General features: G+C 66.3%; 29 protein-coding genes. 16 read left to right on the top strand and 13 right to left on the bottom strand.

The window, feature by feature from the left end; genetic code table 11:
- Window positions 1-427 precede the first annotated feature (427 nt).
- On the bottom strand, window positions 428-757 hold the full coding sequence (locus tag C469_RS08480; protein WP_049911173.1) for a non-histone chromosomal MC1 family protein: 330 nt from the start codon (window positions 755-757) through the stop codon (window positions 428-430).
- 294 nt (window positions 758-1,051) lie between these two features.
- On the opposite strand from C469_RS08480, the gene C469_RS08485 reads away from it, so the two are divergent.
- Together C469_RS08485 and C469_RS08490 are read left to right on the top strand one after the other, a co-directional pair.
- A complete protein-coding gene (locus C469_RS08485) occupies window positions 1,052-1,255 on the top strand; it encodes a hypothetical protein (RefSeq protein ID WP_008005666.1) in 204 nt (67 codons plus the stop codon).
- A 74-nt stretch (window positions 1,256-1,329) separates the two neighbouring features.
- Entirely contained in the window at window positions 1,330-2,385 is a 1,056-nt protein-coding gene (locus C469_RS08490) for a quinone-dependent dihydroorotate dehydrogenase (protein ID WP_008005667.1), read from the top strand.
- A gap of 23 nt (window positions 2,386-2,408) precedes the next feature.
- Here the strand turns inward: C469_RS08490 and C469_RS08495 are convergent, their stop codons facing one another.
- The gene (locus tag C469_RS08495; RefSeq protein WP_008005670.1) at window positions 2,409-5,072 is read right to left on the bottom strand and encodes a valine--tRNA ligase; all 2,664 of its coding nucleotides are present in this window, start codon (window positions 5,070-5,072) and stop codon (window positions 2,409-2,411) included.
- Between the two features lie 127 nt (window positions 5,073-5,199).
- Complete coding sequence (locus tag C469_RS08500; protein WP_008005671.1) at window positions 5,200-5,454, bottom strand: hypothetical protein; 255 nt, start codon at window positions 5,452-5,454, stop codon at window positions 5,200-5,202.
- Between the two features lie 526 nt (window positions 5,455-5,980).
- Between C469_RS08500 and C469_RS08505 the strand changes: the two genes are divergently transcribed.
- The gene (locus C469_RS08505) at window positions 5,981-6,223 is read left to right on the top strand and encodes a ferredoxin (protein WP_008005673.1); all 243 of its coding nucleotides are present in this window, start codon (window positions 5,981-5,983) and stop codon (window positions 6,221-6,223) included.
- 478 nt (window positions 6,224-6,701) lie between these two features.
- Here C469_RS08505 and hemB read toward each other — a convergent pair whose 3' ends face one another.
- The 3 genes from hemB to C469_RS08520 all read right to left on the bottom strand — a co-directional run bounded on the left by hemB (window position 6,702) and on the right by C469_RS08520 (window position 8,887).
- On the bottom strand, window positions 6,702-7,682 hold the full coding sequence (gene hemB, locus C469_RS08515) for a porphobilinogen synthase (RefSeq protein ID WP_008005679.1): 981 nt from the start codon (window positions 7,680-7,682) through the stop codon (window positions 6,702-6,704).
- A gap of 145 nt (window positions 7,683-7,827) precedes the next feature.
- Window positions 7,828-7,992, bottom strand: coding sequence for a DUF6757 family protein (locus C469_RS17210; RefSeq protein WP_008005682.1), 165 nt, complete (start codon window positions 7,990-7,992; stop codon window positions 7,828-7,830).
- Window positions 7,993-8,065: 73 nt separating this feature from the next.
- A complete protein-coding gene (locus tag C469_RS08520; RefSeq protein ID WP_008005684.1) occupies window positions 8,066-8,887 on the bottom strand; it encodes a PHP domain-containing protein in 822 nt (273 codons plus the stop codon).
- Between the two features lie 146 nt (window positions 8,888-9,033).
- Here C469_RS08520 and C469_RS08525 point away from each other — a divergent pair, with 146 nt between their 5' ends.
- A complete protein-coding gene (locus tag C469_RS08525) occupies window positions 9,034-9,315 on the top strand; it encodes a DUF5789 family protein (protein WP_008005686.1) in 282 nt (93 codons plus the stop codon).
- 123 nt (window positions 9,316-9,438) lie between these two features.
- Here C469_RS08525 and C469_RS08530 read toward each other — a convergent pair whose 3' ends face one another.
- Window positions 9,439-10,485 (bottom strand): DUF5784 family protein, encoded by a 1,047-nt coding sequence (locus C469_RS08530; protein WP_008005687.1) that lies wholly within the window; start codon window positions 10,483-10,485, stop codon window positions 9,439-9,441.
- Between the two features lie 157 nt (window positions 10,486-10,642).
- Here C469_RS08530 and C469_RS17040 point away from each other — a divergent pair, with 157 nt between their 5' ends.
- Entirely contained in the window at window positions 10,643-10,810 is a 168-nt protein-coding gene (locus C469_RS17040; RefSeq protein WP_008005688.1) for a DUF5786 family protein, read from the top strand.
- 83 nt (window positions 10,811-10,893) lie between these two features.
- Here the strand turns inward: C469_RS17040 and C469_RS08535 are convergent, their stop codons facing one another.
- Together C469_RS08535 and C469_RS08540 are read right to left on the bottom strand one after the other, a co-directional pair.
- On the bottom strand, window positions 10,894-11,562 hold the full coding sequence (locus C469_RS08535; RefSeq protein WP_008005690.1) for a DUF7530 family protein: 669 nt from the start codon (window positions 11,560-11,562) through the stop codon (window positions 10,894-10,896).
- On the bottom strand, window positions 11,559-12,509 hold the full coding sequence (locus C469_RS08540; protein ID WP_008005692.1) for an NAD(P)H-binding protein: 951 nt from the start codon (window positions 12,507-12,509) through the stop codon (window positions 11,559-11,561). The genes C469_RS08535 and C469_RS08540 overlap by 4 nt, the downstream gene beginning before the upstream one ends.
- Window positions 12,510-12,672: 163 nt before the next feature.
- Here C469_RS08540 and C469_RS08545 point away from each other — a divergent pair, with 163 nt between their 5' ends.
- The 4 genes from C469_RS08545 to C469_RS08560 all read left to right on the top strand — a co-directional run bounded on the left by C469_RS08545 (window position 12,673) and on the right by C469_RS08560 (window position 15,430).
- A complete protein-coding gene (locus C469_RS08545; protein WP_008005694.1) occupies window positions 12,673-13,596 on the top strand; it encodes an MBL fold metallo-hydrolase in 924 nt (307 codons plus the stop codon).
- 64 nt (window positions 13,597-13,660) lie between these two features.
- Window positions 13,661-14,266: a PspA-associated protein PspAB gene (pspAB, locus tag C469_RS08550; RefSeq protein WP_008005697.1), complete on the top strand. Its 606-nt coding sequence runs from the start codon at window positions 13,661-13,663 to the stop codon at window positions 14,264-14,266.
- Window positions 14,267-14,270: 4 nt separating this feature from the next.
- Entirely contained in the window at window positions 14,271-14,801 is a 531-nt protein-coding gene (locus C469_RS08555; protein WP_008005699.1) for a hypothetical protein, read from the top strand.
- The gene (locus C469_RS08560; protein ID WP_008005701.1) at window positions 14,798-15,430 is read left to right on the top strand and encodes an IMPACT family protein; all 633 of its coding nucleotides are present in this window, start codon (window positions 14,798-14,800) and stop codon (window positions 15,428-15,430) included. The genes C469_RS08555 and C469_RS08560 overlap by 4 nt, the downstream gene beginning before the upstream one ends.
- A gap of 24 nt (window positions 15,431-15,454) precedes the next feature.
- Here C469_RS08560 and C469_RS08565 read toward each other — a convergent pair whose 3' ends face one another.
- Window positions 15,455-17,188, bottom strand: coding sequence for a DNA-directed DNA polymerase II small subunit (locus C469_RS08565; RefSeq protein WP_008005702.1), 1,734 nt, complete (start codon window positions 17,186-17,188; stop codon window positions 15,455-15,457).
- Between the two features lie 113 nt (window positions 17,189-17,301).
- Here C469_RS08565 and C469_RS08570 point away from each other — a divergent pair, with 113 nt between their 5' ends.
- On the top strand, window positions 17,302-18,435 hold the full coding sequence (locus C469_RS08570; RefSeq protein WP_008005703.1) for a S26 family signal peptidase: 1,134 nt from the start codon (window positions 17,302-17,304) through the stop codon (window positions 18,433-18,435).
- A 70-nt stretch (window positions 18,436-18,505) separates the two neighbouring features.
- Here the strand turns inward: C469_RS08570 and C469_RS08575 are convergent, their stop codons facing one another.
- Window positions 18,506-20,032, bottom strand: a complete 1,527-nt coding sequence (locus C469_RS08575) for a Cdc6/Cdc18 family protein (protein WP_008005704.1) — start codon at window positions 20,030-20,032, stop codon at window positions 18,506-18,508.
- 1,417 nt (window positions 20,033-21,449) lie between these two features.
- On the opposite strand from C469_RS08575, the gene C469_RS08580 reads away from it, so the two are divergent.
- From C469_RS08580 to C469_RS08595, 4 genes are all read left to right on the top strand, one after another.
- Entirely contained in the window at window positions 21,450-22,091 is a 642-nt protein-coding gene (locus C469_RS08580) for an Era-like GTP-binding protein (RefSeq protein ID WP_004047973.1), read from the top strand.
- Complete coding sequence (locus C469_RS08585; RefSeq protein ID WP_008005712.1) at window positions 22,091-22,507, top strand: DUF2073 domain-containing protein; 417 nt, start codon at window positions 22,091-22,093, stop codon at window positions 22,505-22,507. Before C469_RS08580 ends, C469_RS08585 begins: the two co-directional genes overlap by 1 nt.
- Complete coding sequence (locus C469_RS08590; RefSeq protein WP_008005714.1) at window positions 22,508-23,218, top strand: OapC/ArvC family zinc-ribbon domain-containing protein; 711 nt, start codon at window positions 22,508-22,510, stop codon at window positions 23,216-23,218.
- A gap of 349 nt (window positions 23,219-23,567) precedes the next feature.
- Complete coding sequence (locus tag C469_RS08595) at window positions 23,568-24,749, top strand: aspartate kinase (protein ID WP_008005715.1); 1,182 nt, start codon at window positions 23,568-23,570, stop codon at window positions 24,747-24,749.
- Between the two features lie 73 nt (window positions 24,750-24,822).
- Here C469_RS08595 and C469_RS08600 read toward each other — a convergent pair whose 3' ends face one another.
- Window positions 24,823-25,275, bottom strand: a complete 453-nt coding sequence (locus C469_RS08600) for a hypothetical protein (protein WP_008005716.1) — start codon at window positions 25,273-25,275, stop codon at window positions 24,823-24,825.
- Window positions 25,276-25,441: 166 nt separating this feature from the next.
- On the opposite strand from C469_RS08600, the gene C469_RS17825 reads away from it, so the two are divergent.
- Together C469_RS17825 and C469_RS08605 are read left to right on the top strand one after the other, a co-directional pair.
- Window positions 25,442-25,531 (top strand): hypothetical protein, encoded by a 90-nt coding sequence (locus C469_RS17825; RefSeq protein WP_449272009.1) that lies wholly within the window; start codon window positions 25,442-25,444, stop codon window positions 25,529-25,531.
- Window positions 25,531-26,400, top strand: a complete 870-nt coding sequence (locus C469_RS08605; protein WP_008005717.1) for a DUF7089 family protein — start codon at window positions 25,531-25,533, stop codon at window positions 26,398-26,400. The genes C469_RS17825 and C469_RS08605 overlap by 1 nt, the downstream gene beginning before the upstream one ends.
- Window positions 26,401-26,414: 14 nt before the next feature.
- Here the strand turns inward: C469_RS08605 and C469_RS08610 are convergent.
- On the bottom strand, window positions 26,415-26,774 hold a 360-nt coding region (locus C469_RS08610; protein WP_008005718.1), incomplete at its 5' end, for a DUF7090 family protein.

The raw sequence follows: 26,774 nt of genomic DNA on the forward strand, positions 1-26,774 counted from the left end.
CTCTGAGCCTGATTCCCGGCTCAGAGGGGTGTTGGCGGGTTTTGACTTGCGATAAGTCAAAACACCATTGCATGGTCTATGTGGTGTCCGGTTCACCCAGCGACCTGGATGGCACCGAACTACCACGGCTCACATCAGATTTCCTCTTACGCCGGAGCGCAGGGGGCGAAATCCTCATCTTCGCGGATCTTACTGTACCCTTCGAGGGGTCATAAACCCATCGAAGCGCTTCAGATCCAGCGAAACCGGGCCGAGTTGAACGGCCCGAGTTCGCAGGTGCGTTCTTCGCATTAGTCACGATGGCCGGGTTGTATTTAACCCCGTCGAACTACCGGCGCTACGTCATGCGGTTTCATGACGAGGAAGTGTGAATGAGCGGATAGCTATGCGGACCGTCACGGTCAAAAAACGCGTCTGATCTCGAAGGCTACTCGTCGTCGATGTACTCGATTCCCTGTTTCGAGACGTTCGCCTTCGTGATGTCGTCAAGGTCGTTAAGCCAGAAGTCGTCGTCGGCCTCATCGACTTCGGGGGCGCTGTCCTTCCAGGCCCATCCCTCGTACTCGTGGACCTTCTGCGTTCCCTTCTCCCGGAGTCGGAGTGTGATTCGCTCCGCTTCCTCTTCCGAAGGCGCGGGGTCAAGGGTGCGGGCAGCTTTGAGCGCAGCCTGACGAGGCATGTTTCCGGAGAACTCGCTCGGTTCCGATCCGTCTTCCTCTCGAAGGGCAAAGTTTCGCTTACCGTCTTCACGTACCATGGTTTATCCTCCGTGCGAACCCAACACACAGTCTGTAATAAATATATCGGGGAAATGAAAGCTGTCCTGCAAAACATTTATATATGAACTCCATACGGGCTAGCGGTTTCAAACGATCCCTGAGACGGTTCGAGAATCGGTCAGCACCCGAGAGACGAATTCATCCTTAGAGACGGCGAGTCGATCGATCGCTAGATTGAATGAACAACGCCAGCCGAAAAGATGCCATCCGGTCTATTCCGGTAAACAACACTTATGTGTCTGGTATGGCGAAGTCCGACCAGTACAACCGCGATGGTCCGTAAAAAGAAGCTCAGCCCCAGTGGCGCCAAGGACGACGAGGGGGAGTACCACAACGTCCACGTGAACCTCCACGAGGACGAGCTCGCCGTCGCCGGGATGGAGATCGGCGACGAGGTGTTCGTCCGGGTCCGAGACGGGAAGATAATCATCCAGAAGGCCGACGCCAGTCCCGAGGACCTCGAACACGACTTCTGAGACAACTCGTTTTTGTTACTCGTACTTACGGCGGGTTCGGCGGATTGATGACCGTCCGTGACGAGACCGATACGATGGGCGCGTACGATCTATTGAAGCCGGCGCTGTTCGGAGTTCCGCCGGAGACGGCACACGGGCTGACACACCGGTTGTTGCGGGCAGTACAGACGACTCCGGTAAACGGCTTTCTCCGCGATCGGTTCGTTGTGAACGATCCCCGTCTGCGCGTCGAGACGTTCGGGAACGAGTTTCCGAATCCCGTCGGCGTCGCGGCGGGCTTCGATAAGAACGCCGAGGTTCCGCGGGGCCTGGCGTCGTTGGGATTCGGGCACGTCGAGGTCGGCGGGGTCACGGCCGAGCGACAGCCGGGAAACCCGCGACCGCGACTGTTTCGACTGCGTGAGGACGAGGCGTTGATAAATCGAATGGGGTTCAACAACGAGGGCGCCGACATCGTCGGTGAACGGCTCGACGGAAAGCCGCTGCCGGAGGTCCCGGTCGGGATCAACATCGGGAAGTCGAAGTCGACGCCCCTCGATGAGGCACCCGATGACTACCTGTATACGTACGAGCGCGTCGCGGACGCTGGCGACTACTTCGTCGTCAACGTGTCCAGCCCGAACACGCCCGGACTCCGTGAGCTGCAGAACCGGGAGGCGTTAGAAGGGATACTCGGCACCCTCGCAGACGCGGGTGCCGCTCCCCTCCTCGTGAAGCTCTCTCCTGACCTCCCGGAGCCGGCCGTCGAGGACGCACTCGGGGTCGTCGACGACCTCGGCCTCGACGGCGTCATCGCGACCAACACGACGACAGCACGACCGAACTCTCTGAAAAGCCCTCAGCAGGCCGAGAGCGGCGGGCTCTCGGGGAAGCCGATAGAGCCGATCGCCACGGAGCGGGTTCGGTTCGTCGCCGAGCGCACCGACGTTCCGGTGATCGGCGTGGGGGGGATCTCGAACGCGAAGGGCGCCTACGAGAAGATACGGGCGGGCGCATCGATCGTACAGCTGTACACGGGACTCGTCTACGAGGGGCCTGGCCTCGCGCGCGAGATCAACGAGGGAATCCTCGATTTGCTCGATCGGGACGGCTTCGACTCGGTCGTAGACGCCGTCGGCGCCGACTTGTAACCAGGTCTCGCCGAGAGCGGCTTTTAGCCTTCGTTTCGAACAATGACAACCACGTCGTCCGCCTCCAGCAGCTCGCCGTCACCCTGATACTGTCGCTCCTCCTCGATAGCGAACTCCTCTTCGGTGAGGGTGACGCCTGCGACGTGGAGTTCGTCGCCGTCGATCTCGTACTCCGCTTGTGCGAGCGCCGCCTCGATATCGCCGACTTGGTCGCCGTACTTCGGACCGACCGTCGCGTAGTCGAGGTCGATCCCGGTGACCACCGTCTCGACCGGGGCGTCCTCGTCGGGGTGAACGGTGAGGTCAGCGACGTGCATCACGCCGGTGATGTCGTCCTCGAACCCGCGGACATCGGCGTACACCTCGACCGCGTCTAGTTCGGCGTTGAGGGGGAGCTGGTTCTCGCTCTTGTACTTCCGTAGCGTCCCGACGACGGCGGTGGCGGCCGCGCCGGCGTCTCGATCGGCGTCGATCCCGATCGGCGCGGGCCAGTCGGCGAGGTGGATCGAGTCGCAGGCGCCGTCGGCGACGGTGACGTCGGTCTCGAGAGCGCTCGCGGCGTCCGCGTACATGTCGTGCCACAGCTCTTCGGTGACGTGCGCGAGCAGCGGCGCGAACAGCTTCAGGAACCGCCGGTGGGCGGTCCGGAGCGTGTACGCCGCGGCGTCGTCCTCCCGCTGCTTGGCGATCTCGAGGTAGTCGTCGCAGAACGTGTTCCAGAAGAAGCTCCGGAGCTCGTCTCGTGCCTTCGAGAACGCGCGGTCCTCGAAGAGTTCGGTGAGCCGCTCGATCTCACCGTCGAGTTCGGCGAGCAGCCAACGGTCGAGCTCTCGAAGCTCTCCGTCGGCGGGCTCGTCCGGGTACGGCTCCGGCGCCAGCGACTCGACGAGCTTGGAGGCGTTCCACAGCTTGCGGATCAGCTTCTCGCCGGCGCGGAGGTCCTTCTCCTTGAACGGGAAGTCGTCGCCGACGGCGGTGCCGGCGGCCCAGTAGCGCGTGGCGTCGACCGGGAACTCCTCGAGCACGACCTCGGGCTCGACCACGTTGCCGACGGACTTCGACATCTTCTCGCGGTTCTCGTCGAGGACGTGCCCGTTGATCATCGTCTCCTCGAAGGGGACCTCGCCGGTGTGTTCGTAGCACTTGACGAGGGTGTGGAACAGCCAGAAGCTGATGATGTCGTGGCCCTGCGGGCGGAGGTCGAACCGGTACAGCTCCGGATGGTCCATCGTGAACTCCCCGGCCTCGTCGTCCCAGTCCCAGCCGGCGTTAATGAGCGGCGTCAGACTAGAGGTGGCCCACGTGTCGAGCACGTCGTTTTCGGGTTCGAACTCGTCGTGGCCGCACGCGGGACAGGCGTCGACGGGCGGGTCGTCGGAGAGGGGGTCAACGGGGAGGTCGCCCTTCTCGGCGACGACGACCTCGCCGCAGTCGCCACAGTACCACACGGGGAACGGGATGCCGGAGGAGCGCTGGCGGGAGATGAGCCAGTCCCACTGCAGCCCCTCGACCCAGTGTTCGTACCGGCTGAACATCTTCTCCGGGGACCACTCCATCTCCCGACCGATCTCGAGGTACTCGTCGGTCTTGTCGAGCATCTCGATGTACCACTGCTCGGTGACGAGGAACTCGACGCTCGTCCCGCAGCGCTCGTGGACGTTGACGGTGTGGCTGATGTCGCGGCGGTCGAGGAGTGCGCCCGCTTCCTCGAGGTCCTCGACGATGGCCTCGCCGGCCGCCGAGGAGTGCAGCCCCTCGTACTCCTCGGCGACCTCGGTCATGTGGCCGGACTCGTCGATGGCGACCCGGAGGTCCAAGTCGTGGACCTGGTACCACTCGATGTCGTTCTGGTCGCCGAACGTACAGCACATCACGATGCCGGAGCCGGTCTCCATGTCGACGCGCTCGTCCGCGATGATCGGCACCTCGTGGCCGAACAGCGGGACCTCGGCGGATTCGCCGACGAGGCCCTGGTTCTCGTCGTCGTCGGGGTGGACGAAGACGGCGACGCAGGCCGGGAGGAGTTCCGGACGGGTCGTTGAGATGACGAACTCCTCGGCGTCGTCGCTGGAAGCGACCGGAAACGCGATGTCGTTGAAGTGGCTGGCCTGCTCGTCGTCCTCCGTCTCGACCTGCGAGATGGCGGTCTCGCACTCGGGACACCAGATCGCGGGCGCCTTCTCGCGGTACTCGCGGCCCTGGTCGTACAGGTCGACGAAGGAGAGCTGGGAGACGCGCTGGACGCGCGGCTCGATCGTCTGGTAGGTGTGGTCCCAGTCGACGGAGACGCCGAGCGACTGGACGTTCTCGGTGAACTGCTCCTCGTACCGCGAGCAGACCTCGCGGCACTTCGCCTGGAACTCGCGGCGCTCGAAGTCCTGATGGCGGATGTCGAGCTCGTCCTCGGTGAGCCGCTCGGAGGCGATCCCGTTGTCGTCGTAGCCGAACGGGAAGAACGTCTCCCCGCCGTTCATGCGCTCGAAGCGCGCGACGAAGTCCTGGAGGGTAAAGCCGTACAGGTGGCCCATGTGGAGGCTCCCCGATACCGTCGGCGGGGGCGTGTCGATGGAGAAGGCCGTGTTCGGATCGACCGGGTCGTCGTCGGGGTAGGCGTACGTCTCCTCGTCGACCCACCGCCGCTGCCACCGCGGCTCGACGGCGTCGGGGTCGTACTCACCACTGGGCATTTCACGCGCATCTTCCGCCGGTTCCCCCTTAACGGCCTCGGTTGTGTGGGGAGCGATCGCGCGGCAGCGCAGTCAGGCGGGCGGTCAGGCGTCGGCAGCGGTCAAGCACAGCCAGATGCGCCCGCGGTCAGACCGTGTCGTCGAGGTCGTGTTCGGCGGCCATCTTCGAGGCTTCCGACGCGAACCGCTCGACCTCGTCGGCCGGGCTCTCTCCGAGCGCGGTCTCCTCGACCTCGCGGCCGGCGGTGATCCCGTCGCCCGTGACGAGCCGCTGCTCGGCCAGTTCCTTCGTGTGCATCCGCTCGCCGTCCTCCGTGGCGTAGGTGAGCCGCACGAGCCCCTTCGAGTCGAACTGCCGATCGACGAGCCAGACCGTGGTCATACGCGGCGATGAGTGCCTGCGACGCTTAAAAGGACGGTCGGACCGTGGAACGGACGGCTAACCGCGAAGCTCGATCTTGACAATTCGCGGTTGGCGCGTGCCTGCGAGCGGGCCATCGGCCCGCGAGTAGCACCGCGCGAGGGAGTCGGTCGCCCGGAGCGAAGCGGAGGGCGGCCGACGAGGCTGGGGAGGCGTGAGGTGCTGTGCGGTTGCGGTGCGGGGCGGGACTCAAAGGGGCAGCCGCGTGGACGGCGCAGGCGACGCAAGCACTGCAGGGAGCGAGCAACGCGAGCGACCGAAGCGCACAGCGAGCGTGCGCCGTCCACGCGGCTGGGGCTTTGGAGGAGTTCCCTGTCGGTCCGCTGTCAGCGACGTATAAGCGAGTGGCTGAGCCGTTGACGATGGCCGTCTGCAAGGCGACCCCGTATTCGCGTCTGTTTCGATCCCCGACCGATTCGTCACCCGATGTAACCGATCCCGCGTATGGCGGCGCCAGCGCTTTGTACCGCCTCGTCGAACGAAGGGCATGCGCGTGAAGTTCGACCGCGACACCTGCGTCGGGATGTACCAGTGCGTCGCCGAGTGGGACGCCTTCGAGAAGAACCTGAACGACGGGAAGGCCGACCTTCAGGGGAGTGAGGAGGAAGACGAAGACGTGTTCGTGGTCGAGGTGCCCGACGGCGAGGAGTTCGACGCGAAGTTCGCGGCGCGGGTCTGCCCGGTCGACGCCATCGAGGTGTACGACGACGACGGCGAACAGGTGGTGTAGACGACTCCGGATTTTCGGTCGTTCGTTTATAAATGGCGGCTGGTAGATCGGCTGCGACAAACACCGCCAAAGCCCCAGCCGCGACGACTCGCGTCACTCGCTGCGCTCCTCGTCACTCGCTGCGCTCGTTCCTGCGGTGCTTGCGTCGTCGAGCGTCGCCCTCGCGGCTGTCCCTTTGAGTCCCGCCCCGCACCACAACCGCACCTCACACCTCCCCAGCCTCGTCGCTCGCTTCGTCGCCGGCGCTGCGCGCCGGCTGCATGAGGGACCGGAGGTCCCTCTCTGCTCGCGACTCCCTCNCCTCCCCAGCCTCGTCGCTCGCTTCGTCGCCGGCGCTGCGCGCCGGCTGCATGAGGGACCGGAGGTCCCTCTCTGCTCGCGACTCCCTCGCACCGTCGGTGAGCGGCCCGGTGGACCGCTCACCGGGGCGCGCCAAGGTGAATAAGTAGCAAAAGCAGCAGCGGCCATCCACTCCGATTTATAAGCGCTCGGCCAGGTCCTCGGCGAAGTACGTGACGATCAGGTCAGCGCCCGCGCGCTTGAGCGACAGGAGCGACTCGTGAGCCGTTTTTTCCAGGTCGAGCCACCCCTTCTCCGCGGCCGCGTGCAGCATCGCGTACTCGCCGGAGACGTTGTACGCGGCGACCGGGTGGTCGAACTCCCGCCGGACGTCGGCGACGACGTCGAGATACGGGAGCCCGGGCTTCACCATCAGCACGTCCGCGCCCTCCTCGGCGTCGATCCGAGCCTCCCGGAGCGCCTCGCGGCGGTTCGCGGGGTCCATTTGGTAGTGTCGGCGGTCGCCGAACGCGGGCGCGCCGTCGGCGGCGTCGCGGAAGGGTCCGTAGAAGGCCGACTCGTACTTGACGGCGTAGCTCATGATCGCCACCTCCTCGTGGCCGGCCGCGTCGAGCGCCTCGCGAATCGCCCGGACCTGCCCGTCCGTCATCGCCGAGGGCGCGACCATGTCCGCGCCCGCGTCCGCCTGCGAGACGGCGGTCTCGGCGAGAAGCTCCAGCGTCTCGTCGTTTTTCACCGTGAGCGTCGGGTCCGTCTCCGCCGACTCCTCGATCACGCCGCAGTGGCCGTGATCGGTGTACTCGCAGAGGCAGACGTCGCCGATCGCGTAGGCGTCGGTCTCGGCGGTGATCTTCCGGAGCGCGCGCTGGACGACGCCGTCCTCGGCGTACGCGCGGGTGCCCTCGGGGTCCTTGGACTCGGGGATGCCGAAGACGATGACCGCCTCGACGCCGGTCTCTCGGACCTCCTCGACGCGGGCGACCGCCTCGCTCACGGGGACACGCTCGTGGCCGGGCATCGTCTCGATCGGCACGCGCTCGTCGGTCGTCGCGTCGACGAAGACGGGCGCGACGAGGTCCGACGCCGACAGCGAGGTCTCGCTGACGAGCGGGCGGACGCCGTCGGTTCGGAGCCGTCGCGGCCGGTCCGTTGGGTGCATATCGGAGCGTTGGCTCCGGGCGGTCTTTTATGATCCGTCCGCGGCGAACCGGCGGATGAAGGATACCGCAAGAGATCGACGGGAGAAGGGGCGAAGCCGAGATCGACGGCTCGTTCCGGTCGACGGCTATTCAACCGATCGACGGCTACTCCGACGACTCGATGTCGATCTTGTCGCGGAGCGAGGCGAGCTCGTCGGACTCCGCGAGCTCCTCGACGCGCGCCTTGAAGTGCTCCTCGCAGAGCCCGACGACCACGCCGCTCTGCTCGGCCTCGTAGGTGGCCTCCCGTTCGCAGTAGTGACACCGCATACGCCACACTCTGTCGGCGTCTGGCTTAACCCTGTTCGTCGATCGGGAAGGTCGGGAACCCCGGCGGATGCTCTCAGGCCGGGTCGAGGTGAGAGCCGGCATCGGGCTCCGGCAGCCGCTCGCGGACCGGCGCGAACGCCGCCGCCGTCAGCCCCGCTTCGGCGAGGGTACGCTCGTGCGCGTCGGTGCCGCCCGTCAACAGGAGGTCGCTCTCGGCGGCGACCCGCTCGATACGGGCGTCGTCGACCGCGCGTCCGTAGGGGTAGAACCGCTCCACCGCGTCCAGCCGGCGGGCCACGTCGAGGGCGGCGTCGACGTCGTCGTATCGGAAGGGGTGCGCGAGCCCGACGAGCGCGCAGGCGTCGCGGAGCAGTTCGACGCCGCGCTCCAAATCAGTCACCTCGCGCGCGACGTAGCAGGGGCCGTCGTTCCCGATCAGCTCGTCGAAGGCGCTCGCGTAGTCGTACGGTGCCGGCGACTCGTCGATCGCGCGGGCGATGTGCGGGCGCCCGAGTCCGGGACGAGGCTCGACGCCGAGGTCGACGCCGAGCCGGTCCTCGACCGCGTCGAGGATCGCGGCCCCCCGTTGCTCGCGGTCCGTCTGCAGCCGCTCTATCTCGGCGTCGAGCGCGTCGGTGCGTTCGACCGCGTAGCCGAGGAGATCGAGCCGCTCGAAGCCGGCGTCGACCCGGAGCTCGATCCCGCGGACGACCCGGACGCCGCCACGCTCGACGACCGGCGCGCCGATATCGGGGTGTATCCGGTCGTGGTCGGTGATCGCGACCCAATCGAGGCCGGTGTCGCGGGCGACGCCGACGAGCTCGTCGGCGGTCATGGTGCCGTCGGAGACCGTCGTGTGCGCGTGGAGGTCGGCGACGATCCGGTCCGCGTTCATGCGGCGAGTTCGGCGACCGCCGTACTAAGCGGCGACGATCTTTCTCCGTGTGAACAGACACCAATATAAGGAAATATAATTTGATTCTCCGGACTAAGGTTGTGCATGGACAATCATTAAGAACCATCGGCGGCTCGGAGTAGTTGATGCGCTTGAACGGCGTCGACGACCGACTCGAACGGCACCAATATCCGACGACCTCGGAAGAACTGATCGCGGCCCACGGGAACGCGACCGTAGAGCTCGCCGACGGCTCCGAGCGTCTCGGAGACGTGCTGGAGCGGTTCGGCGACCAGACGTTCGACGACGCGGACGACGTGTTCACCACGCTCCGCGCGGGCGTCTGCCACCGCGGAGTCGGTCGGCGGTTCTACTCGGACCGCGACCCGACGACCGACGACGACGGCCCGACACCGGTCTCGTTCTGAGGCGGCGACGAACCGACCCTTCGTTTTTCGACCGATTCATCCGGGAAGCGACGCGTCCGTTCCTGTCGCGTCCATACGCGGCGACGGCGCGGAGAGCCACCCGTGCAGCCCGTTTCCGGGCGTTTAGACCCAGTCGATCGCGGCCGACAGATCGATCGGCACCGATCCCTTTCGGTATCCCTCGACGTACCCGTCCGGGCGCGCGCGGAGGACGACGGCCGGCCGGTGTCGGACCTCCGGCTGCGCCTCGCGGACGGCCGCCCAGTCGTCCGCGGGGAAAGACGTGCAGTCCACGAAGAGGGTGACGCCGCCGCCGTGCGCCTCCAGCTGCCCGCTCGTCTTCGTCTCCGCAGTGTCGCGGACCGCTGCGACGGGGTCGTTCGCGGAGCGCCCGGAGACGGGTTGCGGACGCGTCACCTCGACCAGCGAGGCGACGCCGGTGTCCGGGTCCGTCGCGCGGTAATCGAGCGAGTGGCCCGTCGTCACCTCGATCTCGGGGGTCACATCGTAGCCGGCTTCGGTCAGGATTCGGGCCGCCGTGAACTCCGCGATCGCGGCGCTCATCCGGACCAGATCGAGCGACGCCGAGGTTCCGAGCTTCCCCGCCATCGTCTCGCGGTAGTCGTCGAGCGTCCCCGGACGGAGGGTCTCCTCGACGAACCCGGCCCCCTCCTCGCGGGTCGCGTCGGGGAACCCGGCCGCGTGGTCGCGGAAGAACGCCCGCGTCGTCTCGGCGCCGTCCTTCGAGCAGAACACCGGGAGGAAGAACCACGAGACGTGCGGGTACGCCGCGAGCCACGGCTCGTCGTCGTGGAGCCCCGCGAGCAGTTCCCGCTGGACCCACCGGGCGACCGGGTAGGGGACCTCGTCGAAGCCGTACTTGTCCGTCCGCCAGAGTTCGCTCGGCGTCTCCGTGTTGCCGACCCAGTACCCGACCGGACCCCCGTTGACCCCGTCCGGGGGGTCGTCGTCGCTGTCCGTCCAGCAGAACAGCGCGAACGAGCCGTCGCCCATGTCGAACCGTCGGGCCTCGTAGCCGGGCGGGGAAGCGAACCAGGGGTCGCTCGCGGTCGCCCCGAGGTTGTCGTCGAGGGGGCGTTCGAGCTGCGAGCGAACGCGACCGGCGCTCCATCCGCCGGGTGCGCGCCTGAATCGGAGCGGTTGTGCCACGCCGATGCTACCGCACGGCGGGGTTAATCGGTTCCGGTGGGTCGAAGCCGCTCGGCGCGACTGCCAGTCGTCGGTCCGGCTCGAGATGTTTCGAAGATCGGATAGTTCACCGACACATATATTACTGACAGTTTCCAAGTGAGCATGTACCATGTCAATGGGTGCCTATGACGAGGCCGAACACGAGCGTCGCGAGAAGAAGACCAGCGAAGTCGACGCCGATTTCGACGCCGAGCGGCCGGAGTACTCCGGGTCGCTCACGTACGACTCCGGCGACTCCACGGAGGCACTCCTCGACAAGTTCCAAGAGCTGCAGGGCGAGTGAGCCGGCGGCCGGCGCGCTGCGTCTCCGATTCGACCGTTCTTACCTCGTTCCGACTTCGTCGCTGAGTCGCGACGACGCCGTCCTCAAGAGAGCGCGATCGCCGCGGAGCAGACGATCGCGACCGCGAGAACGTGCCCGACGACCGCTCCGAGGAGAATCGGTTCCTCGAGCAGAAAGGGGACGAGCGCAAGCTGGATCGCCGAGAAGCCGATGTTCTCCGCGTCGAGCCGCCTGATTCGCGAGGTGGCCGCGGGGGGGAGATCGACGTGGACCGCGCGCCACAGCGCGACGACCGCGCTCCACCACGAGGTTCCGATCCGGTAGGTGAGGTCCCAGAGGATCAACAGCGTGAGATAGACCACCGGAATCGGCGGGTCCGGACCGAACAGCCGGTCGATCAGGGCCCCGTCCCACGCGATCATATACGTGACCAGGGCGATGAACGCGAGCACGCCGAGGACGATCTCGATGCTCGACCCGAACAGCAGCCGCTTGTGCGCCGCCGGCGTCGGAAGCCGGCGGTTGATCGCGCCGAGCCGGTGCATCTCGACGCTGCCGACGGCCGCAACCGCGACGGCGACGGTCCCGGCGAGGACCGCGTCCCACAGCCCGTAGTACCAGCCGAGCGCCACCACGCCGACCTCGAACAGGACGAACTGGATAGCGACCGCGAGCCTCCGGGAGATGTCGAGTCCGGGAATACCGCCGACGAGGCTCTCGTACACCCACGTCTCGCCGTAGTTGCGGCTCACGACCGGGGCGCCCCCGGCCCGGTCTCCGCCGACCGGTCCGCTTCCGCCCGATTCGCCTCGTCGATCGCTCGGGCGACCGCGACCTCGAACGGCGTCTGGTCGATCGGGACGTGGTCGCGGATCCGGTCGTCCTCGACGATCACGGTGTTGCGGAGCCCCTCCACGAGCGACCGGGCGAGGTAGGGGTTCACGTCGGTGACTAGTCGGAGCCACTTCGCCGACAGCTCCGGGCTCAACACGGGAACCCGGATTATCCACAGCCTGTGACCGAGTTGCCGGCGCGTCTGACGGAGGATCTCGGCGTACGTGAGCACGTTCGGGCCGCCGATCTCAAAGGTGTCGTCCGCGGTCGCCGGCTCCTCGAACGCGCCGACGAGATAGCCGACCACGTCGTCGATCGCGATCGGCTGACAGAGGGTGTCGACCCACTTCGGCGTGGTCATCACCGGGAGCCGACTCGCGAGCCCGTGGATCACCTCGAAGCTCGCGCTGCCGGCGCCGACGATGATCGCCGCCCGCAGCGTCGTGAGCGCCGGGTCGCCCGTCCCGAGGATCCGCTCGACCTCGCGGCGGGACTTGAGGTGTTCGGAGAGGTCCTCCCGGTCCTCGCCGAGCCCGCCGAGGTAGACGACCCGGTCGACGCCCGCGGCCGACGCCGCCTCGATGAAGTTCTGAGCGCAGTTTCGGTCCCGCTCCTCGTAGCCCGGACCGCCGTCCATCGAGTGGACGAGGTAGAAGGCGGCGTCGACGGGGTCTCCGTCGACTTCGAACGCGGGCGGGAGAGTGTCGGGTTCGAGGAGGTCGCCCTCGACGACGCGAACGCCTGCGGGCGGTGCGTACCCGTCGGCGTCGCGGACGAGAGCGATCACTTCGTGACCCCTGTCGAGGAGCGCCGGGACGAGGCGGCTCCCGACGAACCCCGTGGCCCCGGTGACGAGCGCGCGCATACTCACTCATCGGGCGGAGCGACCATAAGGGTCCGCCACGGCGTCGCGGCCGATCGCGGTGAGCGGCCGGCCCCGGTGAGCGGCCGTCGGTTTCGGCCGGGCTCCCGAAGTCGATTCGCCGCGACCGATCGTTAAAAGGCGTCGCGCGGTAGTCGGTATCGACATGCACGCAGGCGAGTTCGAGGCGGTCCGCGGGGTGCCGGACCTGTACGTCCACGACACCGGGATGTTCGATACCGACGAGTACGGGGCCGTCTACGTGTACGACGCCGAGCGACCGATCGTGATCGACACGGGGACGGGGGCGAACCGCGAGGCCCTGTTCGAGACGCTCGACGAGATCGGGATCGGCCGCGAGGAGCTAGCGTGGATCCTCCCCACGCACGCCCACCTCGACCACGCGGGCGGGGCGGGCCACCTCGCCGAGCGTTACCCGAACGCCGAAGTCCGCGTCCCCGAGAAGGGAGTCCGACACCTCGTCGACCCGGGCGCGCTCGTCGCGGGCACGAAGTCCGCGGTGCAGGACCAGTGGGAACACTACGACGAGCCCGCACCCGTCCCCGAGGACCGCATCGCGGGACTCGCCGAGGACGACCGGATCGATCTGGGCGACCGCGAGCTGGTCGTCCACGAGGCTCCGGGCCACGCCCCGCACCACGCGATCTACCACGACCCCGACGCCGACGTGGTCTTCGCGGCCGACGCGGCCGGGATCTACGTCCCCGCGGTCGACGGGATCGAGCCGACGACGCCGCCGCCGCAGTTCGACCTCGATCAGTGTCTTGCCGACGTTCGGACGATCGAGGGGCTCGACCCCGACCGCGTCTGTTTCGGGCACTTCGGCCCCCGGGCGTACGAGCCGGAGCTGGCCGGAGAAATAAAGCGCGCGTACGTCGAGTGGGTGGAGGCGATCCGCGAGAAGCGCGAGGAGCTCGGCGACGACGACGCGGTGGTAGAGCACTTCGAGGCGGCGGCGAAGCGGGATGTCGACTTCTGGAACCCCGAGCGCGCCCGCGCCAACGCGAGCCTGAACGTTCGCGGGGTTCTCGCGTACCTCGACTACGTCGCGGAGAACGACGGGGAGTGAACTCGGGGATCGCCGTCCCCCGACGCAAACCCCTAAACCCCGCGTCGCCTAGCCGTCTCCATAGATGGGCATCTTCGACACGATCCGCGCCGTGCTCGGGACGAGCGCCGAGACGGACGCGACCCGCGAGGCCGACCCCGAGGACCTCTTCGGGATGTCGACCGCGTACATGACGATGGAGGCCGACCTCGGCTACGATCACTGCGGAGAGGCCGCGCTGTGCTTCTCCGGCGTCGACAGCACTCGGTTCGACGACGCGGTCGAGACGGTCGAGGCCATCCTGGAGGCCGGCGAGATCGACACCGGAACCGGGTTCCACCGGCACGAGGACGACCACGGCTACCAGTGGTTCGTGCTGGAGGACGACGACCCCGAGGACCTGGTGACGAGCGTCCACTTCGCGGCCGACCAGTTCATCGAAGAGGGGTTCGGCTCCCGCCTGCTCGCGGCCGTCTTCGGGTTCGAACGCGACGGCGTCGACGCCTACTGGATCTACTCGTTCCGCCGCGGCGCGTACTATCCCTTCTCCCCGAAGGGGACGAGCGATCGGAACCAGCAGGTCGAGTTCAAGCTCCAGTCGGTCCTCGACGGGGAACTTGGGCTCGAGGACGACGAGTCCTACTGGTACCCCCTGTGGCCCGACGTACCGGGCGACCGCCCGTGGGAGTGACTCGATGAGCCGTGAGAGCGACCCGACGAGCCGTGAGAGCGACCCGACGAGCCGTGAGAGCGGTTCGGACCGGGAGTACGCCGGACGCGACGCGCCGCGGAAACGCCTCCTGCGGGCGGTGGCCGCACAGACCGCGGCACTGAGCGCGGCCGTCCACTTCCTGTGGGCGTGGCCTCGGCTCGCCGAGCCGGCCGACGCGCGCCCCTACGTGTTCCTGCTCGGCGGGGCGTTCGCCGTCGCGATCGCGGTCGCGACGCTTCGCGCGGACGAGTACCGGCGCTTGTACGCGCTGGGCGCCGGCACGCTCGCCGCGTTCCTCGTCGGCTACGCGGGATGGCACGGCGGCGGGACCGCCGCGGCGCTCGCGGGCGACCCGCTCGCGATCGTGGCCAAGGGCGCAGAGGTCGTCGGCGTCGCCGCGTTCCTCGCGCTGTACCGGCTCGCGCCGCCGACGAGCGTCGTGCTCGAGCGACGGGAGGACGCCGCGAGCGACGAGGGACAGACCGCGAGCGACGACGGAAACGCGCGCGTATGAGCGAGACGTACCTGACGGTCGGGGAGTCCGCGACGGCGACGTTCGAGGTGCGGGGATCGGAGTTCCTCGGACACGTCGCGCCGGCCGACACGGTGGCGGCGGCCGAGGCGTTCGTCGACCGCGTTCGGACCGAGTACGACGACGCGACCCACAACGTCCCGGCGTACCGAGTACCCGCGGGCGAGGCCTCGGCCCGGACGCCCGGTAGCGATGTCATGCTCCGAGAGTACTCCTCGGACGACGGGGAGCCGACCGGCTCGGCGGGGAAGCCGGCGCTCAACGTGCTCCAGCAGCGCGAGATCCGGAACGTCGTCGCGGTGGTGACCAGGTACTACGGCGGGACGAACCTCGGTGTCGGCGGCCTCGCGCGCGCCTACTCGCGGGCGGTGAAAGACGGGGTCGACGAGGCCGGCGTGATCGAGGAGCGACCGCACCGGCGGCTGGTCGTGGAGACCGCGTACGACGACTCGGGGACCGTCAGGGGCGTGATCGAATCGTCCGGCGTCGAGTTCGAGGCCGACTACGACGAGCGCGTGCGGTTCGCGCTTCGGGTCCCCGCGGCCGAGGTGGAGGGACTCGTGGAGCGGCTCAACAGCGCGACCAGCGGTCGGGTCGAGATCGATCGGTAGCGCGAACTGCCCTCGGTCACGAGATCACGAGAACTTCCGGACGGTCATGTCGAGCGTGTCCAGGTCGAGAATGGGCGCGTAGCCGGCGTCGGGGTCGATGTTGACGGACTTCTGGAAGTCGGTCTGCGCCTGCCAGCACCCCGAGTTGACGGCGAGGACGTTGTGGTACTTCCCCCAGCCGAGCTTGTGGACGTGGCCGGTGTGGAACACGTCGGGCACGTCCTCGATGACGAGGTAGTCGCGCTCCTCCGGCGCGACGCGGGTGTGACCGCCGAACTGCGGGGCGACGTGGCGCTTCTTCAACAGCTGATACATCGCCTTATGCGGCTCGTCGTAGCTCGCCTTCTCCTCGGGGAGCTCCGCGATCACCTCGTCGAGCGAGACGCCGTGGTACATCAGCACGTCGACGCCCTCGACGGTGACGGTCGCGGGGTTCGAGACGATCTGCGCGTCGTGGACGTCCATGATGGAGCGGATCTCGTCGTTGAACCCGGGCTGCGGCTCCGCGAGCCGGACCGCGTCGTGGTTGCCCGGGATCATCACGATCTCGGTATCCGCCGGTACCTCCTTGAGGTACTCCGCGAACGCCTCGTACTGGTCGTAGATGTCGACGATCTCCAGCTCCTCGTCCTGGTCGGGGTAGACGCCGACGCCCTCGACCATGTCGCCGGCGAGCAGGATGTACTCGACCGGCTCCGCCTCTGGCGTGTGGAGCCAGTCGGTGAAGCTGCTCCACGCGTCCGCCATGAACTCGTCGCTGCCGACGTGGACGTCGGAGATCAGCGCGGCCTGCACGTGGCGGTCGGCGCCGCCGGTCCGGTGGGTCCGGGGCACATCGGGGAAGTGGAGCGAGTCGGCGAAGAGGATGCCGGAGTCGTCGGCGAGCGTGCCCTCGACGGCGAGACACTCGTCCATCAGGATCTCGTCGACGACGTCGGCGAGCCCCTTGTCTTTCATGATCAGCGCGGGGAACGTCCCGGTCGTGTCCTCCAGCTCGACGAGCCAGTGGCCTGACTTGGTGGACCGGACGTCGTTGACGAGCCCGATCATCGCGGCGTCGCTCCCGCCTGGCATCTCCGCGATGGCCTCGGCGGGTCGGTGGTTGACGCGGCCGCGGAGCACCTTCGAGAGGCGCTCGTAGCGGTCCCGGAACGTCCGGACGAAGTCGCCGTACTCCCCGGTACCGGTACTTCGACCGGTCATGTCGTTGCCGACCTCCAACTCCCGAAGATCGGGGTCGTGGTGGGGGGCGCTGTCGGTGTTGCTGTCGGTGGTGTTGTCGGTGGTGTTGTCGGTGTTGCTGTCGGCGGTGTCGGTGTTGCTGTCGGTGGTGTCGTCGGTGTTGCTGTCGGTGGTGTCGACGAGCCCCGAACGAGACCCCTCCGTTTCGACTGGAGATCGGGTCGACGCGGGCTCAGAGGGCGATCCGGAGCCAGATCGGGCTGGAGGGGATTCGTGGGTCAGATCGGCGGCGGCAGAGGTCGAGCCGGGGTCGGAGGCGTTCGGACCGGCGCCGGAACTGGTCGGATCGGTACCGGAGCTAGTCGGATCGGTGTCAGAAACGGACCGGTCGTTCGTCACGGCGCGGACGTGATCGGAAGTGATGCGGAGAGCGTCGTCGGGGGCGCGGTCGACGACCGATTCGACGGCGGCGGCGGAGTCGGGCGCGCTCGCCAAGAGGGTGATCGCCTCGCGTTCGGCGTTGTACCCGTGTCTGGCGAGCTCCTTGGCGATCCGGGCGTTCGACTCCAGCGGCACGAGGTTCGAAACGGGAGGACGGCTCAAAACGGTTCCGGAGACCGTCGGTCCGCCGAGACCGACGGCGATCGGGACCCGGAAGCTTATGACCGAAACCCGTCAACGCGAACGTAATGGACGAAGGGGATCGGTCGGGCGGCGACGACAAACTCGACCGGGAGACCGAGTCGGCGGACAGCGGTACCGGGGACGGCGATCCCGTCGACGACGATCCCAGAGTGGGCGATGACCCCGAGGGCGATGACCCCGAGGGCAACGACCTAGGGGGCGACGATTCCGTCGAGAAGCGTTCTAACGACGAGGGTTTCGACGGCGACTCCCTCGATGACAAGGCGTCCGACGGGGACGACGGCAACGGCGTCGACGAGGGGGTCTCTGGGGACGGCGCCGCGTCAGACAGGGAGTCGGATGTCCGGATGGGTGCCGAATCGGATGCTTCGGGCGGCGCCGAGACGACCCGGAGCCGAACCGAAACGGACCGACTTCCGGACGCCTCCGCCGAGGGGTTCCTGCACCGGTTCCGCCACGACAGGGAGGGGCCGCTGATGTGGATCCGGGAGATGCTCTCCAGCGTCGCCATCGTGCTCGTGATCGGGCTGATCTTGTTCGGCGTCAGCGGCGTGTGGCCGCCGATGGTCGCGGTCGAGTCCGGGAGCATGGAGCCGAACATGAAGGTCGGCGACCTCGTGTTCGTCACGGAGCCGGGACGGCTCGCGCCCGACGCCGCCGACAACGACATCGGCGTCGTGACCCACGAGACCGGCGAGACCGCCGACTACCGTACGTTCGGGTCATACGGCTCGGTGGTGATCTACCGGCCGCCCGGGCGGACGGCCTCGCCGATCATTCACCGGGCGATGTTTCACGTGGAAGAGGGCGAGAACTGGTACGACCGCGCCGACGGCCGGTACCACAGCGCGGCCGACTGCGACGCCCTCACCAACTGTCCCGCACCCCACGACGGGTACATCACGCTCGGCGACAACAACGGCGAGTACGATCAGGCGAGCGGCCTCGCCGCACCGGTGAAGGCCGACTGGGTGACCGGTGTCGCGCGCGTTCGCGTGCCGTACCTCGGGTACGTGCGACTGATCGCGACCGGACAGGCGGAGCCGGGCGACGTGTTGGCGACGACCGTCGCGGTTCGGGCGGGATCAGTCGGCGTCAACGAGGTCAGCAGTGAAGGTGTTTCTGACGCGAAGGCCACCGTTTCAGGTGGAGACGCGCTCGCAGGCGCAGCGAGTTGAAAAGGAAGCGGTGAAGCCAGGGAAAAAGAAGCGGTGAGTCAGAGGGATCGAACGTCCGCAATCGAGCCCATCAGTTATCGAACCGGGCCTGCACGAACGGCTGCGCGTTCTCGATGTCGCCGAGCCGAGAGTCAGAGAGTAGAACCGCCTCGGTCTCCTCGACCGGGACCGAGAGACCCATTTCCTTCGTGCGGCCGTAGCGTCCCTTCGAGACGACGACGGCGTTGACGATCCCGAGCATGTCGAGCTCGCTGATCAGGTCGGTGACCCGGCGCTGGGTGAGCACGTCGGCGTCGATCTCCTCGCAGAGCCGCTTGTAGATGTTGAACACCTCGCCGGTGTTGATGTTGTGCACGCCGTTCTTCTCCAGGAGGATGACCGCGAACAGCACGATCTTGCTCTGGGTCGGAAGGGTGCGGACGACCTCGACGACGCGGTCGAGTTCGATCTTGTCCTGCGCCTGCCGGACGTGTTTTTCCGCGACGATCTCGGCCTGCGAGCGCTCGGCGAGTTCGCCCGCAGTCCGAAGCAGATCGAGGGCGCGGCGGGCGTCGCCGTGTTCCTGGGCGGCGAACGCCGCACAGAGGGGGATCACGTCGTCGGTGAGGGCGTCCTGCTTGAACGCGATGTCGGCGCGATGCTGGAGGATGTCGCGGAGCTGGTTCGCGTCGTACGGCGGGAAGACGATCTCCTCCTCGCCGAGGCTGGACTTGACGCGGGGATCGAGGAAGTCGGTGAATTTCAGGTCGTTCGAGATCCCCATGATCGAGATGCGCGAGCGGTCGAGCTCGGAGTTCATCCGCGAGAGGTTATAGAGGGTGTCGTCCCCGCTCTTCTCCACGAGCTTGTCGATCTCGTCGAGCATGATCACGACCACGCGCTCGTGGTAGTCGACCGCCTCGAAGAAGGTGGAGTAGACTCGGTCGGTGGGCCAGCCGGTCATCGGGACCTCCTCCATCTCGTCGGCGTCGGCTTCGAGCTCGTCGATCCGCGCGTCCAGCTCGTCGAGGGTCGCGAACTCGGTGTCGGCGAGGGCGGTCGAGTCGTCGGCGGCGGTGGAGCGAAGCTCGCGACACCGATCGAGTCGATCCGCGATAACGGCCTGATTCTGGTCGATGAAGGTGTTCGCGAGCTGCGCGAGGACGCGGTACTGCGTGTCCGTTACCTCACAGTTGATGTACTCGACCTCGCAGGGCACGTCGTACTTCTGTGACGTGGACTCGAGCTCCTGCGAGACGAACTTCGCGGAGGCCGTCTTCCCCGTACCCGTCTTGCCGTAGATGAGGATGTTCGAGGGCGTTTCCCCGCGCAGCGCGGAGACGAGGATCGTCGCCATCCGGTTGATCTGGTCGTTGCGGTGGGGAAGCTCGTGCGGAGTGTAGGAGGGGCGGAGGACCTCTTTGTTCTCGAATATCGGTTCTCCGGAGAGCAGATCGTCGAACAGGCCCTGATTTTTGTTGCCGTCGTCGTCGAGGACGACACCGTCGAAGTCGACGTCCGTGGAGGACCGGTCTCGTCCCCCGCTTCCGACGTCGATGTCCGTCGAAGCGTCGGTCGCGGGGTTCGGCTGCGGGTTCGTGCCCGAGTCCGACTCCATGTCCGAGTCCGACTCTACCGAGTCTCCCTGAGACCCCGGACGATCGGACGGTAACGGTGAGTCAGTTGATGGCGGATCGTCGAGATCAGCGTCAGTTTCGTCAGCGTCGTCGGTATTGTCAGCGTTGTCAGCGTTGTCAGCGCCGGACTGATCTCCAGCGATCCCGCTATCGTCTTCCGATTCACCGGTCTGCGGTGTGTGCTCTCCTTCGTCCATTGGAAACCCCCCCGTTTCAGGTGGAAATTGCGCGCGAAACAACGACAGATGTCGTATTCCGGCCTGAAACGTCGATACTCGACCAAGGATATGGTCGGATACGTCCAGTTGATGCAGTCGAACCAGATGAAGAGGGGGAACAAAAGTGTTACTCTCCGGACCCGAAACGGACGTGTCGATCGAGATCAACGACAAGATCGGCAACAAGATCGGCAACAAGATCGGCAACAAGATCGGCAGCGAACTCAGAACCCGAGGAGTCAGACCGCGAGAACTCAGAACGCGTTGGAGTTGAAACGGGGGGTTGGATCTCGGGTTGAGTCCAAAACGAGCGTAACGCGATCGGCTCGTCGTTTGTTGTCGGTTGTTGTTAGTTGTTGCTAGTTGTTGCTAGTTGTTGGTCCGGAGCCGTCCTCAGATCCCGTCCCGTCATTTCGGGGCGGTCAGTCGTTCGGGATTGTGGTAGTCAATCGTCTGAAGGATCCACTCCAGTCGGTTGTTCCTCTTTCTCGATTGACCTGTTCGCTCTTGACCCCCCCACCCCTTTGTTTCGAGTGGAACGGGGATTTGGTGGGGGTGGGGGGCGAAATGAGGGTGTTATATACCGGTGGTTTTATTATAGAGTGAATAAAACAGTACCCTCGACAAACCACCTAATTTTATTTTATTGCTAGTTTTAGATAATATAACTATAATTAGAGCACAATATAGGTGCGTAGAAGCACCACCCCTCCCCGCCCCCACACCCACCACCGTCTCCAGTCGAAACAAAGGGGTGGGGGGGGGAGGAGCGAAAGGAAGGAGACGATCCCACCGACGACTAAGGAGAGAACTACGACCGAAATGGTGAGAGGAAATGGTGAGAAGGTTGGAATCGTGAGGAGGTTGGAATCGCGAGGAGGTTGCGAGAGTATATTCACACCTATTTCGGTCGATCTATGGCATCCGAATCCGACCGTTAAGTAATCATTACGTATACATAAGCAATTATTGATAACTACTGATAAATGAGTAAGCGATATCGACCGTATCAACGACTTCACGACCCGGATATCACCCGATCGGGCGCGTCTGACGCAGTTCTTAAGTGAGAGGGGCGTGGATTCTACCTTAATTCCCCGAACACACGCTGGATACGCGGTCTCGGGCGTTACCACACCGCACAGAGTGTCTGGGAGAGAACACAGGATTGGAGGTTAGGATGGGACTGCTCACGAATCTTAAAGACAGCATATCACGGGTCACCGACGGGCTGTTCGCGGCCGACGAACCCAAGCGGATCGGGATCTACGGGCCGCCGAACGCCGGAAAGACGACCCTCGCGAATCGGATCGCACGCGACTGGACGGGTGACGCCGTCGGGCCGGAGAGCCACATTCCACACGAAACCCGCCGGGCGCGCCGGAAGGAGAACGTGGAGATCGAGCGCAACGGGCGGAAGGTCACCATCGACATCGTCGACACGCCGGGCGTGACGACGAAGGTCGACTACAAGGAGTTCCTCGACCACGACATGGACAAAGACGACGCGGTCCGTCGGTCACGCGAGGCGACCGAGGGCGTCGCGGAGGCGATGCACTGGCTTCGCGAGGACGTCGACGGCGTCATCTACGTGCTCGACTCGACGACGGACCCGTTCACGCAGGTGAACACGATGCTCATCGGGATCATCGAGTCGCAGGACCTCCCCGCGCTCATCCTCGCGAACAAGACGGACCTCCCCGGATCGGACGTCCAGCAGATCGCGAACGCCTTCCCGCAACACGAGACGATCCCGCTGTCCGCGCTGGAGGGCGAGAACATGGACGAAGTGTACACGAAGATCGCGGAGTACTTCGGCTAATGCCGGGCCCAACCCCAAACGTCGACGGCGACGACTCCCCGTCCGACGACTCCGACGACGGGGTCCGGATCGACATGATAAGCGGGGCTCGGATGGACGGACTCACCGGGATGGAGAAGATCCGGCTCATTCTCGACGGGGTCCGCGACGGCAATATCGTCATCCTCGAAGAGGGACTCTCCCCGGACGAGGAGTCGAAGCTCATCGAGGTGACGATGACCGAGATCAGCCCGGACGACTTCACCGGCATCGAGATCGAGACGTACCCGAAGGCGGAGGCGGGCGATCAGAGCTTCCTCGACAAGCTGATGGGCCGCAAGTCGACCCAGAAGCTCACCGTCATCGGCCCGGCCAATCAGATCGAGACCCTGCACAAAGACGAGAACCTCATCAGCACGCTCGTCTCCCGTAAATAAATGCCACACCAGTGTACCACCTGCGGTCGGACGTTCCCCGACGGCTCCAAGGAGATGCTCTCCGGGTGTCCGGACTGCGGCGGGAACAAGTTCCAGTTCAAACCGGCCGGTGAGACGACCGACGAGCAACCGTCGCCCGCCGGAGAGAAGCCGACCGCCGCCGACCGAAAACCGACCGCCAGCGACGAGGGCGCCGCCTTCGCAACTGACAATTCCGCCTCTTCCACGCAATCCACCGAGACTCAGTCTCCCGATTCTTCGACGGTGGACTCCCAGGCTTCGGACTCGGAGACGGCGGACACCCAGCAGTCGGACACCCAGCAGTCGGACACCCAGCAGTCGGACACCCAGCAGTCGGACTCGGAACACGTCCGCGAGCGGACCGAAGAGGACGTGGCGCAGGCGAGCGCGCGCTCGGACGTGGTCTCGCCTGACGAGCTCGATCGAGCGAGCCGGGACGTCGAAACCGATTCGTCCTCGTCCGGCTCCGATCCCGACACATCGCCCGACCCGGAGGGTCCGCGCCCCGACATCGACGACCTCCGAGACGAGCTCAACGAGCAGTTCGAGAGCATCCGAATCGTGAGCCCCGGGAAGTACGAACTGAACCTGATGGAGCTGTACGACCGGCAGGAGTACATCATCTCGCTCCAGGAAGACGGTCGATACGTCATCGAGATGCCCGACGCGTGGGGCATCTCCGACGAGTAGCGGTCCCTCTCCTTTCCGACGAGTAGCGGTCCCTCTCCTTTCCGACGAGTAGCGGTCCCTCTCCTTTCCGACGAGTAGCGGACTCTCTTCCTCTCTTCATTCCGCTCGGCGATCAGTCGATCGAAATTCGCCGAGGATAGCCGCACTTCGCGACCGATCCGAGTCGTCTGGCGACCCTTGTCGAAGAAGACACAGTTATGCGGCTTCCTCCGTTACGGGCGCCCATGTCTGCCGATCACACTCTCAGTGCAGCGTCTCGATCGCTTTCTCTCCCGGGTCAGTGGCATCCGACGACTCGCCCGACTCGACCGGCCGATAGCCAGCGACCGGTCGATACCGAGGTGGCCGTATGCGCGTAGTCGCCAAGTTCGGCGGTACGAGCCTCGGAAGCGGCGACCGGATCGAGCGCGCGGCGGACTCGGTCGCGAACGCGGTCGCGGCGGGTCACGAGATCGCGGTCGTCGCGAGCGCGATGGGGTCGACCACCGACGACCTCCTCGACGACATCACCTTCGAGACGGACGACGCGGACCGCGCCGAGATCGTCTCGATGGGCGAGCGGACCAGCGTCCGAATGCTGAAGGCGGCGCTCTCGGTCCGCGACGTCGACGCCGTCTTCCTCGAGCCCGGTCACCCGGACTGGCCCGTCATCACGAACGAGCTCGGCGAGGTCGACGTCGAGGAGACGAAGAAGCGCGCGCGAAAGATCGCCGCCGAGATGGACGGGGTCGTCCCCATCATCACCGGGTTCCTCGCGGAGGACCACGACGGGAACGTCACGACGCTCGGACGCGGCGGGTCCGACACCACTGCCGTCATGCTCGGCAACTACATGGACGCCGACGAGGTCGTGATCGTCACCGACGTGGAGGGCGTGATGACCGGCGACCCGCGGGTGGTCGAGGGGGCGCGCAACGTCGGCCGGATCACCGTCGACGAACTGCGAAACCTCTCGTTCCGCGGCGCGGAGGTCGTCGCGCCGTCCGCGCTCTCGTACAAGGACGAGGACCTCGCCGTCAGAGTCGTTCACTACCAACACGGGGACTTACTCAGGGGCGGCACCCGGATCGAGGGCGAGTTCGAGAGCCTGATCGACATGCGCGAAGAGCCGCTCGCGTGTCTCACCATCGCCGGGCGCGCGATCCGGAACCGCGCGGGGATCCTGTCGCAGCTCGCGAACGCGCTCCGCGAGGAGGAGATCAACATCGACGCGGTCGCCTCCGGGATGGATTCGGTCACCTTCTACGTCGACGTCGACGTGGCCGAGACGGCCGAGGCGCTGCTCCACGAGGCGGTCGTCGACGACGAGGCGCTCTCCTCGGTGACCGTCGCCGACCCGATCGCGGTCATTCGAGTGACCGGCGGCGAGCTCCCGAACCAGTCCGGCGTCATCCAGGAGATCATCGCCCCCCTCGCCGAGGACGGGATCAACATCATCGACCTGATCACGAGCGCGACCTCGGTCGCCGTGTTCGTCGACTGGAACGACCGCGAGGACGCACTCGAAATCGTGCAGGGACGGTTCGACTGACGGTCTCTCAGTCGACTTTTTAGCTTCTCTCCGTCGACTTTTTGGCTTCTCCCCGTCGACACTCGCAACCGTCTCAGTCCAAATCGGCCGAATCGACCACGTATCGGGTCGTCCGGCGCCCCTCGAACCGCGGCCCGGGTCCGACCGACTCGAACCCGGCGTCCTCGAGGAGCTCTCCCGTTCGCTCGTCGTCCGGAACGACGACCTCGACGCTCATTCCTTCCCGTCGCGCGAACCGGCGCGGCTCCTCGAACAGCCGGGGGATCGCTTTGTCGTCGCCGTCGAAGTCGGTCACGTGTACAATATCGCCGCGCGCGTCGAACGCGACGAACCCCGCGACGGTCGAGCTGTCCTCACCCTCACTGTTCTCACCGCCACTGTCGTCATCGTCACTGTTTCCTCCGTCCCCCGTTACCGCGACCCGGACCGACCGATCGTGGATCATGTCCTTCACCACCCCCCGGGGTCGATCGATCGCCGTCGCCAGCGCTTCGGCGTCCGACTCGAGCGCGTCACGAATTCGCATACTACGCGTATCCGGCGTTCAGGGATAAATGCGGTGTCGGCCTCGGGGCGTTGATATAAACACGGTGTCGGCCTCGGGGCGTCGATACGCGAACTCGTGACGGACGACGGCGCGCCGCTTCGCCGAAGAATATAGCTTTAAACGACCGGCGGACGCAGGATGTTTCATGAGCAAATCCACCAAGATCGTCGTCGGCACGATCGGCGTTTCGGCCGCCCTGTCGGTCCTCATCATTCTCTCGTACGTCTTCGCCTGATGTTCTCGATCCGTCCGCTCGACGACGACCTCGACGCGGTTCGCGAGGCCCACGCGCCGGGCTCACCGGTGCTCGACGTCGACGCGGACTTCGAGACGCTCCCCCCGGCCGCCGCGGAGGACCTCGGGCTGTTCGTCGACGGGCTCTCGCCGGCGTCGTTTCCGGTCGAGTGGCTCCCGGACGAGGTCCCCGACCTGCTCCGAAAGTACGCGGGCCCGACCTTCACGGTGGGGCTTCCGGGGAACGGGACCGTCGCGCGAACGACGCAGACCGACCCGCAGTCCGTGCTCGTCAAGCGGCGGGCCGAGGGGACCCCCGACGACTTCCTCGCGTTCCTGATCGCGGACCGACTGGTCCAGATCGGCGTCGAGCCGGCGCCGGGATCGTTGCCCGAGGAGACTCTCCCGGACCGCCTCCCCGAGAGCTTCCTCCCCTTTTTCGGTGAGCGCTACCGCGACCTCGACGCCGCGATCCGTCGCCCCGACCCCGACACGGGCGCGTCCACGACCGGGATGGGGCCCAGCGACGTCTTTCAGATCGCGACCGCGCTGTTCGACGCGTGGGTCGGGCTGTACACCCGCGACGCCTTCGCGTCGTGGGAGGGGACTCACCCCCGGCTGTTCGACGCGTGGATCGACGCCGGTGACCGCCTCGACGGGCGGCTCGGCGAGCTCGCGGGGGAGGTCGCTCGCGGCGAGACGGAGTTCGCGGGCGCGACCGAGTACGCGTGCTCGGCGGTCCGTCACGGGCTCGACCTGCCCGCGCCGTTCGCGGCGCTCGACACGGCGGCCTACCGCGACCGCGGCGCTCCCTACGCGGTGACGTGGGCGGAGAAGACGGTGGCCTCGATGGTCGACGCCGCGGAGTAGCCGGGGCTGACGGGTTACTTCACCTCGACGGTCACGTTCCCGTCGCCGTCGAGTTCGATGACGCCTTCGAACAGTTCCCGGAACCGGTCGAGCGTCGCGACCTCGTGGACCTCCTCGGAGAGGTGGAAGATGCCGACCGCGTCGTGCTCGTCGAGGAGCGCGAGGATGTCCGCGGCCGCCTCGTACACCGCGTCGTCGTCGGCGTAGTACGCCATCTCCGTGAGCGAATCGACGGAGACGCGCCGCTTCCCCTCGTGTTCGGTGAGGAACCGCTCCACCCGGTCGACGACGCCGTCGAGGTCGTCCGGCGCGGAGACGTAGTACACGTCGTCGGAGGTGCGCCGGGAGTACCCGCGCTCGACCGAGAGCGTGTC

This window comes from Halorubrum lipolyticum DSM 21995, from assembly GCF_000337375.1.
Classification (GTDB): Archaea; Halobacteriota; Halobacteria; order Halobacteriales; family Haloferacaceae; genus Halorubrum; species Halorubrum lipolyticum.

Excerpts from the sequence above, each read along its gene's own strand:
- C469_RS08580 (WP_004047973.1), top strand. The coding sequence starts at position 21,450 with ATGGGACTGCTCACGAATCTTAAAGACAGCATATCACGGGTCACCGAC.
- C469_RS08495 (WP_008005670.1), bottom strand. The coding sequence starts at position 5,072 with ATGCCCAGTGGTGAGTACGACCCCGACGCCGTCGAGCCGCGGTGGCAG.
- C469_RS08560 (WP_008005701.1), top strand. The coding sequence starts at position 14,798 with ATGAGCGAGACGTACCTGACGGTCGGGGAGTCCGCGACGGCGACGTTC.
- C469_RS08485 (WP_008005666.1), top strand. The coding sequence starts at position 1,052 with ATGGTCCGTAAAAAGAAGCTCAGCCCCAGTGGCGCCAAGGACGACGAG.
- pspAB (WP_008005697.1), top strand. The coding sequence starts at position 13,661 with ATGGGCATCTTCGACACGATCCGCGCCGTGCTCGGGACGAGCGCCGAG.
- C469_RS08480 (WP_049911173.1), bottom strand. The coding sequence starts at position 757 with ATGGTACGTGAAGACGGTAAGCGAAACTTTGCCCTTCGAGAGGAAGAC.
- C469_RS17040 (WP_008005688.1), top strand. The coding sequence starts at position 10,643 with ATGGGTGCCTATGACGAGGCCGAACACGAGCGTCGCGAGAAGAAGACC.
- C469_RS08585 (WP_008005712.1), top strand. The coding sequence starts at position 22,091 with ATGCCGGGCCCAACCCCAAACGTCGACGGCGACGACTCCCCGTCCGAC.
- C469_RS08545 (WP_008005694.1), top strand. The coding sequence starts at position 12,673 with ATGCACGCAGGCGAGTTCGAGGCGGTCCGCGGGGTGCCGGACCTGTAC.
- C469_RS17210 (WP_008005682.1), bottom strand. The coding sequence starts at position 7,992 with ATGCGGTGTCACTACTGCGAACGGGAGGCCACCTACGAGGCCGAGCAG.
- C469_RS08570 (WP_008005703.1), top strand. The coding sequence starts at position 17,302 with ATGGACGAAGGGGATCGGTCGGGCGGCGACGACAAACTCGACCGGGAG.
- C469_RS08525 (WP_008005686.1), top strand. The coding sequence starts at position 9,034 with ATGCGCTTGAACGGCGTCGACGACCGACTCGAACGGCACCAATATCCG.
- C469_RS08520 (WP_008005684.1), bottom strand. The coding sequence starts at position 8,887 with ATGAACGCGGACCGGATCGTCGCCGACCTCCACGCGCACACGACGGTC.
- C469_RS17825 (WP_449272009.1), top strand. The coding sequence starts at position 25,442 with ATGAGCAAATCCACCAAGATCGTCGTCGGCACGATCGGCGTTTCGGCC.
- C469_RS08600 (WP_008005716.1), bottom strand. The coding sequence starts at position 25,275 with ATGCGAATTCGTGACGCGCTCGAGTCGGACGCCGAAGCGCTGGCGACG.
- hemB (WP_008005679.1), bottom strand. The coding sequence starts at position 7,682 with ATGCACCCAACGGACCGGCCGCGACGGCTCCGAACCGACGGCGTCCGC.
- C469_RS08590 (WP_008005714.1), top strand. The coding sequence starts at position 22,508 with ATGCCACACCAGTGTACCACCTGCGGTCGGACGTTCCCCGACGGCTCC.
- C469_RS08505 (WP_008005673.1), top strand. The coding sequence starts at position 5,981 with ATGCGCGTGAAGTTCGACCGCGACACCTGCGTCGGGATGTACCAGTGC.
- C469_RS08575 (WP_008005704.1), bottom strand. The coding sequence starts at position 20,032 with ATGGAGTCGGACTCGGGCACGAACCCGCAGCCGAACCCCGCGACCGAC.
- C469_RS08490 (WP_008005667.1), top strand. The coding sequence starts at position 1,330 with ATGGGCGCGTACGATCTATTGAAGCCGGCGCTGTTCGGAGTTCCGCCG.
- C469_RS08595 (WP_008005715.1), top strand. The coding sequence starts at position 23,568 with ATGCGCGTAGTCGCCAAGTTCGGCGGTACGAGCCTCGGAAGCGGCGAC.
- C469_RS08500 (WP_008005671.1), bottom strand. The coding sequence starts at position 5,454 with ATGACCACGGTCTGGCTCGTCGATCGGCAGTTCGACTCGAAGGGGCTC.
- C469_RS08540 (WP_008005692.1), bottom strand. The coding sequence starts at position 12,509 with ATGCGCGCGCTCGTCACCGGGGCCACGGGGTTCGTCGGGAGCCGCCTC.
- C469_RS08555 (WP_008005699.1), top strand. The coding sequence starts at position 14,271 with ATGAGCCGTGAGAGCGACCCGACGAGCCGTGAGAGCGACCCGACGAGC.
- C469_RS08605 (WP_008005717.1), top strand. The coding sequence starts at position 25,531 with ATGTTCTCGATCCGTCCGCTCGACGACGACCTCGACGCGGTTCGCGAG.